Source organism: Ornithinibacillus halotolerans, from assembly GCF_014637405.1.
Classification (GTDB): domain Bacteria; phylum Bacillota; class Bacilli; order Bacillales; family Amphibacillaceae; genus Ornithinibacillus; species Ornithinibacillus halotolerans.
On record NZ_BMEY01000010.1, the window covers coordinates 56,196 to 70,232 of the forward strand.

Genomic DNA, 14,037 nt, shown 5'->3' on the forward strand with positions numbered 1-14,037 from the left:
TCCCTAATTACTCAATTTAGTTTGTACAATGGAGAAAACATACGTAACGGTAAATATAATGAAACTAGCAATACTTAGTGAAACAATTCCATTTGCATAGGAGAAATTAAAATTCTCATATGTTAGTGCTAATTCATTGGTTAGCACATCATAAACAGAGAAATATGGAAATGGAATAAAATGTGCAACATTGGTAGCAATAATTTCTCCGCTTATCGCACTTCCAATAAATAAGGTTACTAAGGTTAATCCTATTGCAATTAAGACACGTTTCGCCAAAATGGAGAAAAGAAACAGAATAGAGTAGCAGAATATTAGAATTAATGTAAACATACTAAAGGCTTTCATTAAAAACATACCCATTCCCATAAGGGTAAATGTTCTGTCTTCACCATAAATAAGAACCGGGTACTCCCAGTCACCAAAACGATCAAAAATGCTTCCAATTATAATAGAGAAAACAACAGCACCTAGTAGGATGAACAGGCTAGTTAAAATTGTTGTTAGGAATTTACTAATTATTATTTTATAGCGCCCAATTGGTTGTGTTTGTAATAAATAGATTGGCCCATTTCTACCGAGACCTTCTTTTGTGACCATATCTCCAAAGAGGAATAAGAAGAAAACAGCTCCAACAAAACTAAACAACAAACCAAAAAGTCGAAACAGATAATGAACCGTGGTGGAAGAATATTTATTACTGTAATCCTTAAACAACTCCATAATCATTTCAGCTTCTGCTCTACTAGTACTATTTACCTCTTTATCGTATATAGTCATGTGAGAAAAATAACGATCCCATGGCAGTAACGGTTGGATATTCTTCTCCTGCATCCATTTACTCATTTCCACATACGTTTCTAATGTAAATAATGTTGGATGGGTATATGTATGTGTTTGGTTTTCAAATTTCATCTGACCGATATCTGGCTCTGTTTGGTCTATCTCTATTTGGAGTAACGCATGCCAATTCTCATTTTCTAATAAGGCTACTTTTGATCGCCTTTCCTCTAGCCAGTTCTCATGAAACTCTAAAGAGTCCTCTAGTTCCTGTACTTCAGATTCTTCAGCAGACTCTAAGGCAATTTTTGTTTCATCAATAGCCAGTTGCGTACGCTCGATGTCATCTTTTAGTGGTTTTATTTCGTCTTCAACACGCGTTGTATTCATATAAACAAATACATAATAAGCGATTAGAAATAAGAGCAAGGCTAACAATAGCACCCGAAAAAAGGCCGTATTCCATGCCTTTTTTAATTCAAATAATATTAGCTTAATCAAAAAATCACCTCCATCTTTGAAAATTACCGTACAAGGATGCTAAACACATAATATGCTTGCCCTACAACTTCACCGTCCCACTGTAGTTTTAAAGAGTAATAATATTTCCCTTTTTCCATTGGGGCAGTAATATCCCTACCGTTCACTTCTACTTCCTGCTTTTCACCTAATCTTATTTGAGTTAACTCGATAATATCCGGACTATATATATGATCCGTTTCTGGGATTTCATCTGTAGTTGTCATAAAGTTAAAGATTTCACCTGGCTCTACTGGCAGTGGTTTCCATCCATATAATTGCTCTTCAGGAGGATTGGGTTCCAATGAACAAAGGCTCTCTTCTTTCCAGCACCAAATATCAAGCGCAACATGGGTTGATTCATCATTAGCCTTATTTGCTACTTGAACAGTTGGTGGACTATCTACCACTTTTCTTTCATTAGCAGTTTCAGTGTCAGCACTATTATCATTACTTTCTGATGCCTCTGGTGCCTCCCCTATCAATGCTGGGTTTTCCGCACATCCAACGAGAAGCATTCCAGTCATTATCAATATATAAAGATAGATTTTTTTCAAACTAACCCCCCTCTCATTTTCCTTGTAATAGTCTACATTCTGAATCTTGTAAAAATTGTAACATATAATTAATGTATTTGAAATATAACATTAAATATTCAATTTCTTAATAGATATTTTATTTTATTGCATGTTAGAAGGTAGAAGTATGATATTTTAGGGAAAAGGAACATTATAAACAGGTATATACATAAGGAAGTGATGGAATGAACCAAGCAGCAATTATATTACAAAACGTTCATTACTCTGCAGATGGGATACATATTCTTAAAAACATTACCGGTTCCTTTCCAGAAGGTAAGATTACAACATTAGTTGGCCCATCGGGGGCGGGGAAATCTACGTTATTTAAACTTTGTAATGGATTACGTTCCCCTGATTCCGGCGAGATTTTAATTAAAGGAAAATCCATTTATGAATATGACCCATTAGACTTGCGTAGAAAAGTAGGCATTGCTTTACAAAGTGCGACGATGATTAAAGGATCTGTATTAGATAATCTACAACTTCCACTAACATTACAAGGCCAGAAAATTGAAAGGGAATACGCTGAAGAATTACTACATGATGTTGGTTTAGGGGAGGAGTTTATCGAACGAAACGCTAAAGATTTATCTGGGGGACAACGACAAAAGCTTTCCATCGCTCGTACTCTGGTAAATAAACCCAAAGTATTATTACTAGATGAAATTACTTCTTCTCTTGATCGAGTATCTCAACATGATATTGAAGAATTAATTGAGAAAATTAACAGGAAGTACGGAACAACGATTATTTGGATTACTCATAATCTCGACCAAGCATTAAGAATCGGTCATTATACATGGGTGATGATGAATGGAGAACTTATTGAATCTGGCGAAAGTTCTCTATTACAAAATCCACAAGATAAGCGTGTTCAAGAATTTGTAAAGGGGGAATTAGAATGAGCTATCTGACATTATCTTTAACATTGATTTTCGTTCTAATCCCACTTTTATTATCTCGAACATTAAAGCTTGGTTTAGAAAAAGATACATTGATTGCAACTGTTCGCTCAATAATTCAATTACTTGTGGTGGGATATGTTCTACAATATGTATTTCAAGCGGACAGCTTTATTTTCATTCTTCTAATGATTTTACTCATGATTGGAGCAGCAACCCAAAATGCTCGCAAAAAAGGGGCATCTATACAAGGGATAACATGGAAGCTTTTTATAACATTTGTATTCATAGAGATACTAACTCAAAGCATTTTACTCGGCTTAAATATCGTACCAGCTACTCCACAGTATATTATTCCAATTAGTGGGATGGTTATAGGGAATTCAATGGTATTAGGAATACTTTTCTTGAATCGGTTCACAGCAGAGGTGGAAAACCAAAAAGAGGAAACCGAACTAATTCTGTCTTTAGGTGGAACACCAAAACAAGCAATCCATACTCAATTAATTACTTCTATAAAAGCAAGTACCATCCCTACAATTGAAAGCCAAAAGACAATTGGACTTGTACAATTACCAGGAATGATGAGTGGACAAATTATAGCAGGAGCAGATCCTGTACAGGCTGTTCAATTTCAATTATTAATCTTATTTTTACTTTTAACAACTGCAGTAGTGACAAGTATTATGTTAGGGTTTCTTTCTTATCCAGCCTTATTTAATAAGCGGATGCAATTTTTAAAGTTAAAGAGTTAATAAACATCAGGGAGTCCTTTTATTAGTGTGACTCCCTTTTCTTGTATAGCTATCACTCATTATTTACAATAAATTATAAGAAGGATAAGGAGGTATTGCTGTGAAAGAAAAAGTGCGAATTGGGAAAACAGACTTAGTAGTAATTCCAATTGGACTTGGAGCTAACGCAATTGGTGGACATAACTTATATCCCGGTCTAGATGAAAAAGAGAATAAAAATCTCGTTAAAGTAGCTATAAAAGAAGGTCTAGATTTCATTGACACTGCATTCAGTTATGGCATGGGGCGGTCTGAAGAGTTAATCGGTGAAGTAATTAAGGAATTGAAAAATCGCCAAGAAGTTATTATTGCAACTAAAGGCGCCCAAAGAATAGTTGGAGACGAACGCATTATCGATAACTCTCCAGAATTTTTGCGGGATACGGTAGAAGCTAGTTTAAAAAGACTACAGACCGACTATATCGATTTATTCTATATTCATTCTCCAGATGCAAAAACACCAAAGTATGAAGCGGTTGGAGCATTAAAAGAATTGAAAGACGAAGGAAAAATTCGAGCTATTGGCGTTTCCAACTTTTCACTTGCACAACTTAAAGAAGCGAATCAAGATGGTTATGTAGATGTATTACAAGGTCATTATAATCTACTAAACAGAAACGCTGAACAGGAATACTTCCCTTATACAATCGAAAATCAAATCTCATTTATCCCATACTTCCCCTTTGCATCTGGCTTACTTGCTGGAAAATATACAAAGGATACCCAGTTCTCTGATTTCCGTTCTAAAATGCCGCATTTGCAAGGGGAAGAATTTGAACAAAATCTTGCCAAAGTAGAGAAACTACGTACAATCGCAATTGCAAAACAAACGGAAATATCCAATCTTGTTTTAGCTTGGTATTTATCCAATGACGCAATTGACACAGTTATCCCCGGTGCAAAGACACCAGAACAAGTTATCCACAACTTACAAACATTAGAAGTCGAACTAAGTAAAGAAGAGGTTGAACAAATAAGCAAAATATTTTCTTAAGAGGGACTTTCCCTCTTTTTTTGTGCCTAAATATGTCATATTCGCAAATGCTAAAGAGGAAATTTGACAAACAATATAATTTTTATTAAAATATACTTAATTAAAGATATTTAAATTCATAATAAATAAATTAAGGATAAGAAGGTGTAGTTATGAGTGACAATCTTTCACTAAAAGCATTCGTCGTTCTGATGAAAGCCTCAAAATCAATTCAGGAGGCAATTAAACATGATATTAGTAACCAAGGAATGCGCACCTCCGACTTTTCAATATTAGAAGCACTTTATCATAAAGGGAGACTGACTGTAAGAGAGGTTTCCGAAGCTGTTTTAATTAACACAGGTTCTATCACTTACGTTATTGATAAGTTAGAGAAAAAAGGTTTACTAGAACGAAGTAATTGTAAGGAAGATCGACGTGTTGTCTATATACAAATCACAGAAGAAGGAAAACAATTAATGGATACGATTTTCCCTCAACATCAGCAAGTAATCGAAGAATTATTTGATGGTATTGCTGAGGAAGATATAGAAACAACAATTAATGTTCTTAAACAAGTTGGAATAAAAGCATCCCAAGAAAAGGCAGATGATAATTAATGAAAAAGACAGCAGGAATTCATCATATTACCGCTATTGTCGGGCATCCACAAGAAAATGTGGATTTCTATGCAAGTGTACTAGGACTTCGTTTAGTTAAAAAGACAATTAATTTTGATGATCCGGGAACATATCATTTATATTTCGGAAATGATGGAGGGCGCCCTGGTTCAATTATTACCTTTTTCCCATGGGTCGGAGCGTACAGAGGAAAAACAGGAGATGGACAAGTCGGTGTTACTTCCTACGCAATTCCAAAAGGTTCGCTTGGATTTTGGGAAGAACGTCTCAAAAAATTTAAGATTGACGTAACAAAGTCTGAACGTTTTGGTGAAACCTATTTATCCTTTGATGATGTTCATGGATTGAAACTTGAACTAGTGGAGCGAGAAGAAGGAGAAGTAAACAATTGGACAATTGGTGATGTGAAACCAGAAGTTGCTATTAAAGGATTTGCTGGAGCTACGCTTTATTCAAGTAGCCCAGAAGAAACAGAACGCCTATTAATTAATGTGATGGGACTAGAAAAAATCGGAGAAGAAGGCAACTTAATTCGCTTTAAATCTCATGGAAATATCGGGAATGTCATTGACTTAAAAAAATCATCAAGCGGAAGAGGACAAATGGGCGTCGGTGTTGTTCATCATATCGCTTGGCGTGCAATTGATGATGAAGATCAAATGGACTGGAAACATCATGTAGAAAACAATGGATTCATAGTTACACCGGTACGCGACAGAAACTACTTTAATGCAATCTACTTTAGAGAACATGGTGAAATTCTATTTGAGATTGCGACCGACCCACCAGGATTCGCCCATGATGAATCGTATGAAACGATGGGGTCTGAATTAAAATTACCACACCAACACGAAATTTATCGAGATAAATTAAACGATCATCTAATTCCACTCGAAGTGAAGAATTTAGATTAATGGTGGGGGAATATGGAATGCTTTCTTTTGATCCTGAAAGTAATACAGAACGCGAAAATTATAAATTATTAATTGGATCCATTGTTCCAAGACCCATCGCATTCGTAACAACGATGACGGACGAGGGAGTAATAAACGGGGCACCATTTAGTTATTTTAATATCGTATCTTCTAATCCACCGTTAATTTCAATATCCATCCAGCGAAAAGAAGGACAAATGAAAGATACAGCTAGAAACATTAACAGCAAAGGCGAATTTGTTGTTCACATAGTTGATGAGGATAATGTGGATAAAATTAATAAAACTGCTGCAACTCTAGCACCAGATAAAAGTGAAATTGAAATTTCTAGTTTAACGTTATTACCAAGTGAAGTAATTACGGTTCCAGGAGTCAAAGAAGCAAAAGTTCGGATGGAATGTGTGTTAGAAATTAATATAACCTTAGAAGGATCTGATGAGGCACCGGGAACCGATTTAATTATAGGTAAAGTAGTACGATACCATATCAATGAGAATGTCTATGAAAATGGCAAAATCGATCACGAGAAACTAGCAGCTGTTAGTCGTTTAGCTGGTTCAAATTATGCAAAAATAGGTGATGTTTTTGCCATAGAAAGACCAAAATAGAAGGGACTAATAAAATGAAACATATTTTCCAAAAAGGAACAAATCCAAATAAGCCAACTCTATTATTACTACATGGTACAGGAGGAACCGAACAAGATTTACTTCCATTGGCCGAGATTATCGACAAGGAAGCGAATATCCTTAGTGTCCGTGGAAATGTATTAGAAAATGGCATGCCACGATTCTTTAGACGATTAGCAGAAGGAGTATTTGATGAAGAGGATTTAGTTTTCCGCACTAAAGAATTAAATGAATTCCTTGATGAAGCTGCGGAGAAGTATGAGTTTGATCGAGATAATCTTGTAGCTGTAGGTTACTCTAATGGAGCTAATATTGCAGCAAGCTTAATGTTCCACTATAAAGATGCACTACGTGGCGCAAGTCTTCACCATCCGATGGTACCAAGAAGAGGAATTAACTTACCTGATTTATCTGGTAAACGCGCATTTATTTCCGCTGGGACGAATGATCCAATTTGTCCTGCACAAGAATCTGAGGATTTAAAAGCATTACTTGAAAATGCAGGTGCAGATGTAGAAATCCATTGGGAAAATAGAGGCCACCAGTTAACATTGTCCGAAGTAAAAGCAGCTGCAGCATGGTTTGAAGGATTTTAATATTGATTATATAACAGAGGAGAACAATTTAGTTCTACCTCTGTTTTTTCTTTTGGTCCTTGTTTTATAACATGAGGAGTGGAGGACTCTCATGGCTTGTTCTTGTTGCGTTTTTTGTGTTTTCTACCGTGACAGCCTCTCTCTCGGCTAGTTCTTGCCGTCTCTTCTGAGTTTTCTACCGTGACAGCCTCTCTCTCGGCTAATTCTTGACATCTCTTCTGGGTTTTCTACCGTGACAGCCTCTCTCTCGGCTAGTTCTTACCATCTCTTCTGCGGATTTACCGTGAGAGCCCCTCTCTCGGCTAGTTCTTGCCGTCTCTCTGGGTTTTCTACCGTGACAACCTCTCTCTCGGCTAGTTCTTACCGTCTCTTCTGCGGCTTCTACCGTGAGAGCCCCTCTCTCGGCTAGTTCTTACCGTCTCTTCTGCGGTTTCTACCGTGACAACCTCTCTCTCGGCTAATTCTTGCCGTCTCTTCTGCAGTTTCTACCGTGAGAGCCTCTCTCTCGGCTAGTTCTTGCCGTCTCTTCCGCAGTTTCTACCATGACAACCTCTCTCTCGGCTAGTTCTTGCCGTCTCTTCCGCAGTTTCTACCGTGACAGCCTCTCTCTCGGCTAATTCTTGCCGTCTCTTCTGCGTTTTCTACCGTGAAACCCTCTCTCTCGGCTAGTTCTTGACATCTCTTCTGGGTTTTCTACCGTGAGAGCCTCTCTCTCGGCTAGTTCTTGACATCTCTTCTGGGTTTTCTACCGTGACAGCCTCTCTCTCGGCTAGTTCTTGCCGTCTCTTCTGAGTTTTCTACCGTGACAGCCTCTCTCTCGGCTAATTCTTGACATCTCTTCTGGGTTTTCTACCGTGACAGCCTCTCTCTCGGCTAATTCTTCTGCGTTTTCTACCCTGATAACCACTTTCGGCACTTTCATCAGTATAATTTTCTACCTTAATACCGCCATCCTCAGTCCATCTCACAAAACATAAAAAAACAGCAGAGTCATAAGCTACTCTGCTGTAGTAAAGATTTTATTCAGTAGATACTCTACAAAAAGTCATTTACACTCGTTATTTACTAATTTCTCTTCTCAGAACAGGTGCAACCTCTGTTGCAAGCAACTCAATGGTTTTGGCAATTTTCTTAAAGGGTACTCCACCTATATCTGTTTGTAGCATAAATCTAGAATGACCATATAGTTCATGTTGATAAAGTACTTTTTCAATAATTTCTTGTGGACTACCAATAAACATAACACTTTCAAGTCCTGTCATTTGTTCAAAAACATTTCGTGGCAACAATCCAGACCTCATCCCGCGTTGTTCATTGATTGCTTTCAAGTAATGTGAATAATGTGGATAAAATTCATTCTTGGCTTGATCCATAGTGTTAGCAATATACCCATGGCCAGAAACACTTATCTTTAAGTCCCGATTTGTAAATCCTTCTGAAATCCCAGCATCACGATATGCATTTATTAAAGGAAGAAAGCGTTCATGTGTGCCACCAATCATAGCTATTGTTAAACCAGTTCCTAATCTCCCCGCTCTTGTAGCACTCGCTAGAGTTCCTCCAACACCAATCCAGATTGGTAGTTGTTCTTGATATGGTCTAGGAGCTATTTCAGCATCACGTAATGCAGGACGAAACTTGCCATTCCATGTTATTCTTTCTCGTTTATTGATTTCCATCAATAGATGTAAGTGTTCTTCAAACAAAGCATCATAATCGTGGAAATCATAGCCAAATAGTGGGAATGACTCCACAAAGGCTCCTCGGCCAGCAGTTATTTCTGCTCTTCCATTAGAAATTAAATCAAGTGTAGCAAAATCTTCAAATAATCGAACAGGATCCACAGTGTTTAATACTGTCGTTGTACTTGTTAATTTAATATTTTTAGTTGCTTGAGCAATAGCCGATAGCACCATTTGTGGAGAAGAAACAGCATAATCCAATCGATGATGCTCCCCCACTCCAAAGACATCCAAGCCTGCTTCATCGGCAAGCTTAGCCGCCTCAATAATCTCATGAATCCGTTGTTTTGCGTTAACTGTCTCACCAGTAACAGGGTTATTCATAATATCTGCTAGTGTAAATATACCGACCTCAAAAGGTCTATCTACTTTCTCCATATCCATCATAAATCCCCTAACATTATTATTCACTTACACGTAATTGAATCGTGTTGCCAGCTGGATCTTTCACTACATAATAATTACTTTCAGAGTTAACTTCTGCACCGACACGTTGAAGACTAGCAATTTTTTCCTGTCTAGTTTCTTCATCAGCTAATACTAATGTATAGTAATTTAATCCTACCGTATCCTTAGCTGGAGCAGGGGCGCCAACACCATTCCACACGTTTAATCCTAGATGATGATGATATCCACCAGTAGAAGCAAATAATGCCCCAGGATATCTAGTTACAATATCAAATCCTAATCCATTCACATAGAAATTTTCTGTTTCCTCCAAATCTGCCACATGTAAATGGATGTGACCCATTACTGTATCTTTTGGTAAACCATCCCATGCCTTGTCTCTTTCCGCCATTAACCCATTCGCATCTAGAGCTACTGTAGCCATATCAACGGTTCCGTTATCCCAAGACCAACTTGAAGATGGTTTATCAGCAGCAACTTCGATTCCATTTCCATCTGGATCATCAAAATAAAGTGCTTCACTAACATAATGGTCTGATGCACCTAAGCGAAGTGTTTGACCTTCTGTTTCCACTAAATGTTGTAGAAAATTAGCTAAATCTGCTCTTCTTGGTAATAAAATAGCAAAGTGATAAAGTCCTGTCGTTCTTCCTCTTTTAGGTTGAATATTTTCAGGTTGTTCTAATACTAGAATTGGATGAATCCCATCTGCAGACAAAGCAATTCTACGATCTGTTTGCTCAACAATTTGGAAACCAAATATACGTTGATAAAAATCTAATGAATTCTTTAAATTCGTAACATTTATACTAACTTCCCCAACATACGTTGTTGGTTTTTGAAAGAATTTCTTTTCCATGCTATTATCTCCTCTTTTATCGTTACATTTTTAAACTAACTTACTTATTGTAAGTATAAGTTTAGAATAATATCTTGTCAAGAATACTTCCCTTTCTATTATGTACTACACCAGTTCTAATATTAATAAACAACCTTCAATAAAGCAAAAAAGTCTTTCTATTTTAAAGCACTTGTACTATAATAGAAAAGTTGCTTTCAAGACGTGGTTCGCGACCATCCCACGTAAAAAAACTAAGGGAGAGATTTAAATGAAGGCAAAGACATTAGTTGTTAATGCACTTGTAGCTGCATTGTATATTGCTGTAACGGCATTAGTTGCTCCATTCGGATTTACAAATATTCAATTCCGTATTTCAGAAATTTTTAACCACCTTGTTGTCTTCAACAAGAAGTACTTTTTTGGTATTGTAGTCGGGGTATTTTTATCCAATTTATTGCTTTCTCCATTTAAGTTGGACCTTATTTTTGGAGTTGCGCATTCTGCAATATCACTTGGGATTGTTATATTAGCAGGGAGATATATTAAAGATATCTGGGCATTACTAGTCATTAACACACTTGTATTTACATTTAATATGTTTATCATTGCATGGGAAATCAAAATTATTGAACCTGATACCCCATTTTTCCTAGTATGGTTAACTACAGCAGTTGGGGAATTCGGAGTATTAGCAATCGGAATTCCAATTATGTATGCATTGAATAAACGTATAAATTTTAATAAATTGATATAAGTAAAAACCTTCGCAGTCCCATGAACTGCGAAGGTTTTTATTTGATTCTATCTTGTAATGCCTTCATTTCTTTATCTAATTGTTCCAGTAAGACATCCATACCTTCTTTTTTAGACATTCCTTCTGGAAGATGAATTGGTTCACCATAGATTAATCTTGGTTTAATTCGTTTAAATAGATCTTTAAAGTTATTTGGTCCTACATATGCCGCTGGAACTATCGGAACATTACCATGGACAGCGATTGTTACTGCTCCACGTTTCAGTGGAACCCCTTCACTTGAGCGAGTACCACTTGGAAAAATCCCAACTACTTTTCCTTCTTTCAATAGTTTCCTTGGTGTCTTAATCGCACTAGGTCCAGGATTTTCACGATCAACAGGAAAAGCATGTAAATTCTCCATTAACCATTTGGTAAACTTTGTCTGAAATAATTCCTTTTTTGCCATGTAATGAATCTGAGTCGGCATTGTTGCAATCCCCAGCCATAAAATATCAACAAAACCAGTATGGGTACATGCAATAACATAACTACCTGATTTTGGTAAATTATCTTTTTGATATACTTTTATTCTTCCAAATATACTTAGAAAAGCTTTTACAACTTTAGCTGCAATATTATATAACATTTCCTTCTCCTCAATTCTGTTTTTCTAACATAATTTTAACACAAACTAGTATTACCTGATACTAATTATTTTTTGTTAATCTAAATCTTTTATAAAGGTGATTATTCTTCCTGCTTCTCGAAATCCTAAACTTATATGAAATGGATAACTATCCTGATTGTCGATTTCCATATCAGACCCTATTTGCTTACAACCGTTTTCAATCAGCCATTCTTTCCCACTATTAAAAAGCTTTGTCGATATCCCTTTTCTCCTATGTTCTGGTTCAACATATACTCCTTCAATATACCCTGTAGGACTATATTGTGCTCCTTCCACATAATCCTCTCGTATGGAGAGATGTATGAATCCGACAGCTTTTTTATCTATTATGTACAATAGAAATTTCACTTTCGGTGAGGACAAACTGTTTTGAAATTCACTTTTCAACTCAAGAGAGCTACTGTTTTTATATAATTTCATTGCAAGATGAACTAATTCATTTAAATGATTTTGATCTACTTCTATAACTTTCCCCATTCTCTCACCTCTATATTATAACTAATAAGAATAGAATATCTTTTTACATGTTATCCTTCAACTACTTTCATACATTGAATCCTTTTGCTTATAAAAGGGTTAAATATGTAAAAAATGGCAAACATAATTACTGTGATTCTAAATACATAAAAGCGAGGCGATAAATTATGGTAAAAAAACCTGATGAGACCCCTGAAACAAATATAGAAAATGATGATACATTAACGACTAGACAAGGGCACCCAGTGACTAATAACCAAAATATTCGAACGGTTGGAAACCGTGGACCAGCAACTTTAGAAAACTATGACTTTATTGAGAAGATTAGTCACTTTGATCGCGAAAAGGTTCCAGAGCGAATAGTACATGCTCGTGGAGCAGGAGCTCATGGATATTTTGAAACATACGGTACAGTAGGGGATGAGCCAGCATCTAAATATACAAGGGCGAAAGTATTTAACGGGAAAGGAAAACGCACACCTGTATTTGTCCGTTTTTCTACTGTAGTAGGTGGAAACGATTCACCAGAAACAGCTCGCGATCCTAGAGGATTTGCTGTTAAGTTTTATACCGAGGATGGAAATTGGGATTTAGTAGGTAACAATATTAAAATCTTCTTTATTCGAGATGCTATGAAATTTCCAGATATGATCCATGCATTTCGTGCTGATCCTGTGACTAATATGCAAGATCCTGAACGATTCTTTGATTTTTGCTCTAATTCTCCAGAATCATTTCATATGGTCACGTTTATCTATTCACCTTGGGGTATTCCCGCTAACTACCGTATGATGCAAGGTTCGGGAGTTAACACTTATAAATGGGTAAATAGCGAAGGAAAAGCAGTACTTGTTAAGTATCATTGGGAACCAAAACAAGGTATTAAAAATCTAACTGTTAAAGAGGCAGCAGAGATACAAGCTAAAAGTGTCAATCATGCTACCCAAGACTTATATGAAGCCATTGAACGTGGTGAATACCCAGAGTGGGAATTATTTGTACAGATTATGGAAGATGGTCCACATCCTGAACTTGATTTCGACCCACTTGATGATACTAAATTATGGCCAGACGACCAATTTCCATGGTTGCCGGTTGGTAAAATGGTATTAAATAAAAATCCTGAGAACTATTTTATGGAAGTGGAACAAGCAGCTTTTGGAACAGGTGTGTTAGTCGATGGATTAGACTTCTCCGATGACAAAATGTTACAAGGAAGAACATTCTCATATTCTGATACACAGCGTTATCGAGTTGGTGCTAACTATTTACAGTTGCCAATAAATGCTGCTAAAAAACGAGTTGCGACTAACCAAGAAGGAGGACAATTACGACACTACAATGATAAAGCACCTGGACAAAATCCACATGTTAATTACGAACCCTCCATCCTAGGTGGTTTAAAAGAAGCCGAACAAGTTGGTGAAGAACACAGACCAAAAGTAGAAGGAAATCTTGTCCGTGAATCAATCGATCGTAACGACAATACTAAGCAGGCTGGAGAAACATATCGTCGTTTTGAACAATGGGAAAAAGATGAGCTCATTAATAACTTGGTGAATGATTTAGCTATTTGTGATAAGAGAATTCAAGATAAAATGATCGCTCTTGCTGAAGAAGCTGATGAAGAATACGGTCGACGTCTACGCGAAGGCATTGCTGAAAAGGTAAAAGAATTAGGTAATATGAACATGGAGGCTGGAGAGGAATTTCATCCTCTAGGTAGACCAGATGCTGCTGAAGCTGTCGATGATGCAGTAGAGAAAGGCAGAGATGCAGAACCATATTAAGGTTT

General features: G+C 36.6%; 15 protein-coding genes and 1 riboswitch. Of the genes, 9 read left to right on the plus strand and 6 right to left on the minus strand.

Translation table 11 applies throughout. The features are described from left to right. Positions 1–3: 3 nt before the first annotated feature. Positions 4–1,281: an ABC transporter permease gene (locus IEV35_RS11010; RefSeq protein ID WP_188384710.1), complete on the minus strand. Its 1,278-nt coding sequence runs from the start codon at positions 1,279–1,281 to the stop codon at positions 4–6. A 23-nt stretch (positions 1,282–1,304) separates the two neighbouring features. Continuing rightward, on the minus strand, positions 1,305–1,856 hold the full coding sequence (locus IEV35_RS11015; RefSeq protein WP_188384711.1) for a hypothetical protein: 552 nt from the start codon (positions 1,854–1,856) through the stop codon (positions 1,305–1,307). A gap of 206 nt (positions 1,857–2,062) precedes the next feature. On the opposite strand from IEV35_RS11015, the gene IEV35_RS11020 reads away from it, so the two are divergent. The 7 genes from IEV35_RS11020 to IEV35_RS11050 all read left to right on the plus strand — a co-directional run bounded on the left by IEV35_RS11020 (position 2,063) and on the right by IEV35_RS11050 (position 7,350). Next, positions 2,063–2,785: an ABC transporter ATP-binding protein gene (locus IEV35_RS11020; protein ID WP_188384712.1), complete on the plus strand. Its 723-nt coding sequence runs from the start codon at positions 2,063–2,065 to the stop codon at positions 2,783–2,785. Beyond that, positions 2,782–3,537 carry an ABC transporter permease gene (locus IEV35_RS11025; protein WP_188384713.1) on the plus strand — a complete coding sequence of 252 codons (756 nt, stop codon included), beginning with the start codon at positions 2,782–2,784 and terminating at the stop codon, positions 3,535–3,537. The genes IEV35_RS11020 and IEV35_RS11025 overlap by 4 nt, the downstream gene beginning before the upstream one ends. A 100-nt stretch (positions 3,538–3,637) precedes the next feature. Next, the gene (locus IEV35_RS11030; protein ID WP_188384714.1) at positions 3,638–4,570 is read left to right on the plus strand and encodes an aldo/keto reductase; all 933 of its coding nucleotides are present in this window, start codon (positions 3,638–3,640) and stop codon (positions 4,568–4,570) included. 152 nt (positions 4,571–4,722) lie between these two features. Continuing rightward, positions 4,723–5,169, plus strand: coding sequence for a MarR family winged helix-turn-helix transcriptional regulator (locus IEV35_RS11035; RefSeq protein WP_188384715.1), 447 nt, complete (start codon positions 4,723–4,725; stop codon positions 5,167–5,169). Continuing rightward, positions 5,169–6,104 carry a ring-cleaving dioxygenase gene (locus IEV35_RS11040; RefSeq protein WP_188384716.1) on the plus strand — a complete coding sequence of 312 codons (936 nt, stop codon included), beginning with the start codon at positions 5,169–5,171 and terminating at the stop codon, positions 6,102–6,104. Before IEV35_RS11035 ends, IEV35_RS11040 begins: the two co-directional genes overlap by 1 nt. Positions 6,105–6,121: 17 nt before the next feature. After that, positions 6,122–6,733, plus strand: coding sequence for a flavin reductase family protein (locus tag IEV35_RS11045; protein WP_188384717.1), 612 nt, complete (start codon positions 6,122–6,124; stop codon positions 6,731–6,733). 14 nt (positions 6,734–6,747) lie between these two features. Then, on the plus strand, positions 6,748–7,350 hold the full coding sequence (locus IEV35_RS11050; RefSeq protein ID WP_188384718.1) for an alpha/beta hydrolase: 603 nt from the start codon (positions 6,748–6,750) through the stop codon (positions 7,348–7,350). A 1,058-nt stretch (positions 7,351–8,408) separates the two neighbouring features. On the opposite strand, the gene IEV35_RS11055 is transcribed toward IEV35_RS11050, so the two are convergent. Further along, positions 8,409–9,476 carry an LLM class flavin-dependent oxidoreductase gene (locus IEV35_RS11055; protein ID WP_373284738.1) on the minus strand — a complete coding sequence of 356 codons (1,068 nt, stop codon included), beginning with the start codon at positions 9,474–9,476 and terminating at the stop codon, positions 8,409–8,411. A 19-nt stretch (positions 9,477–9,495) separates the two neighbouring features. Beyond that, a complete protein-coding gene (locus IEV35_RS11060; protein ID WP_188384719.1) occupies positions 9,496–10,359 on the minus strand; it encodes a VOC family protein in 864 nt (287 codons plus the stop codon). Positions 10,360–10,557: 198 nt separating this feature from the next. Next, positions 10,558–10,602, plus strand: a riboswitch (PreQ1 riboswitch). Positions 10,603–10,609: 7 nt separating this feature from the next. Between IEV35_RS11060 and IEV35_RS11065 the strand changes: the two genes are divergently transcribed. Next, complete coding sequence (locus IEV35_RS11065) at positions 10,610–11,095, plus strand: QueT transporter family protein (protein WP_188384720.1); 486 nt, start codon at positions 10,610–10,612, stop codon at positions 11,093–11,095. A 37-nt stretch (positions 11,096–11,132) separates the two neighbouring features. Here the strand turns inward: IEV35_RS11065 and IEV35_RS11070 are convergent, their stop codons facing one another. Together IEV35_RS11070 and aac(6') are read right to left on the minus strand one after the other, a co-directional pair. Then, positions 11,133–11,723 carry a lysophospholipid acyltransferase family protein gene (locus IEV35_RS11070; protein ID WP_188384721.1) on the minus strand — a complete coding sequence of 197 codons (591 nt, stop codon included), beginning with the start codon at positions 11,721–11,723 and terminating at the stop codon, positions 11,133–11,135. Positions 11,724–11,798: 75 nt separating this feature from the next. Then, a complete protein-coding gene (aac(6'), locus tag IEV35_RS11075) occupies positions 11,799–12,242 on the minus strand; it encodes an aminoglycoside 6'-N-acetyltransferase (protein WP_188384722.1) in 444 nt (147 codons plus the stop codon). A 167-nt stretch (positions 12,243–12,409) separates the two neighbouring features. Here aac(6') and IEV35_RS11080 point away from each other — a divergent pair, with 167 nt between their 5' ends. Next, positions 12,410–14,032: a catalase gene (locus tag IEV35_RS11080; protein WP_188384723.1), complete on the plus strand. Its 1,623-nt coding sequence runs from the start codon at positions 12,410–12,412 to the stop codon at positions 14,030–14,032. The last annotated feature ends 5 nt before the right edge of the window (positions 14,033–14,037 follow it).

Excerpts from the sequence above, each read along its gene's own strand:
- IEV35_RS11020 (WP_188384712.1), top strand. The coding sequence starts at position 2,063 with ATGAACCAAGCAGCAATTATATTACAAAACGTTCATTACTCTGCAGAT.
- IEV35_RS11025 (WP_188384713.1), top strand. The coding sequence starts at position 2,782 with ATGAGCTATCTGACATTATCTTTAACATTGATTTTCGTTCTAATCCCA.
- IEV35_RS11035 (WP_188384715.1), top strand. The coding sequence starts at position 4,723 with ATGAGTGACAATCTTTCACTAAAAGCATTCGTCGTTCTGATGAAAGCC.
- IEV35_RS11040 (WP_188384716.1), top strand. The coding sequence starts at position 5,169 with ATGAAAAAGACAGCAGGAATTCATCATATTACCGCTATTGTCGGGCAT.
- IEV35_RS11045 (WP_188384717.1), top strand. The coding sequence starts at position 6,122 with ATGCTTTCTTTTGATCCTGAAAGTAATACAGAACGCGAAAATTATAAA.
- IEV35_RS11050 (WP_188384718.1), top strand. The coding sequence starts at position 6,748 with ATGAAACATATTTTCCAAAAAGGAACAAATCCAAATAAGCCAACTCTA.
- IEV35_RS11055 (WP_373284738.1), bottom strand. The coding sequence starts at position 9,476 with ATGGATATGGAGAAAGTAGATAGACCTTTTGAGGTCGGTATATTTACA.
- IEV35_RS11060 (WP_188384719.1), bottom strand. The coding sequence starts at position 10,359 with ATGGAAAAGAAATTCTTTCAAAAACCAACAACGTATGTTGGGGAAGTT.
- IEV35_RS11065 (WP_188384720.1), top strand. The coding sequence starts at position 10,610 with ATGAAGGCAAAGACATTAGTTGTTAATGCACTTGTAGCTGCATTGTAT.
- IEV35_RS11070 (WP_188384721.1), bottom strand. The coding sequence starts at position 11,723 with ATGTTATATAATATTGCAGCTAAAGTTGTAAAAGCTTTTCTAAGTATA.
- IEV35_RS11080 (WP_188384723.1), top strand. The coding sequence starts at position 12,410 with ATGGTAAAAAAACCTGATGAGACCCCTGAAACAAATATAGAAAATGAT.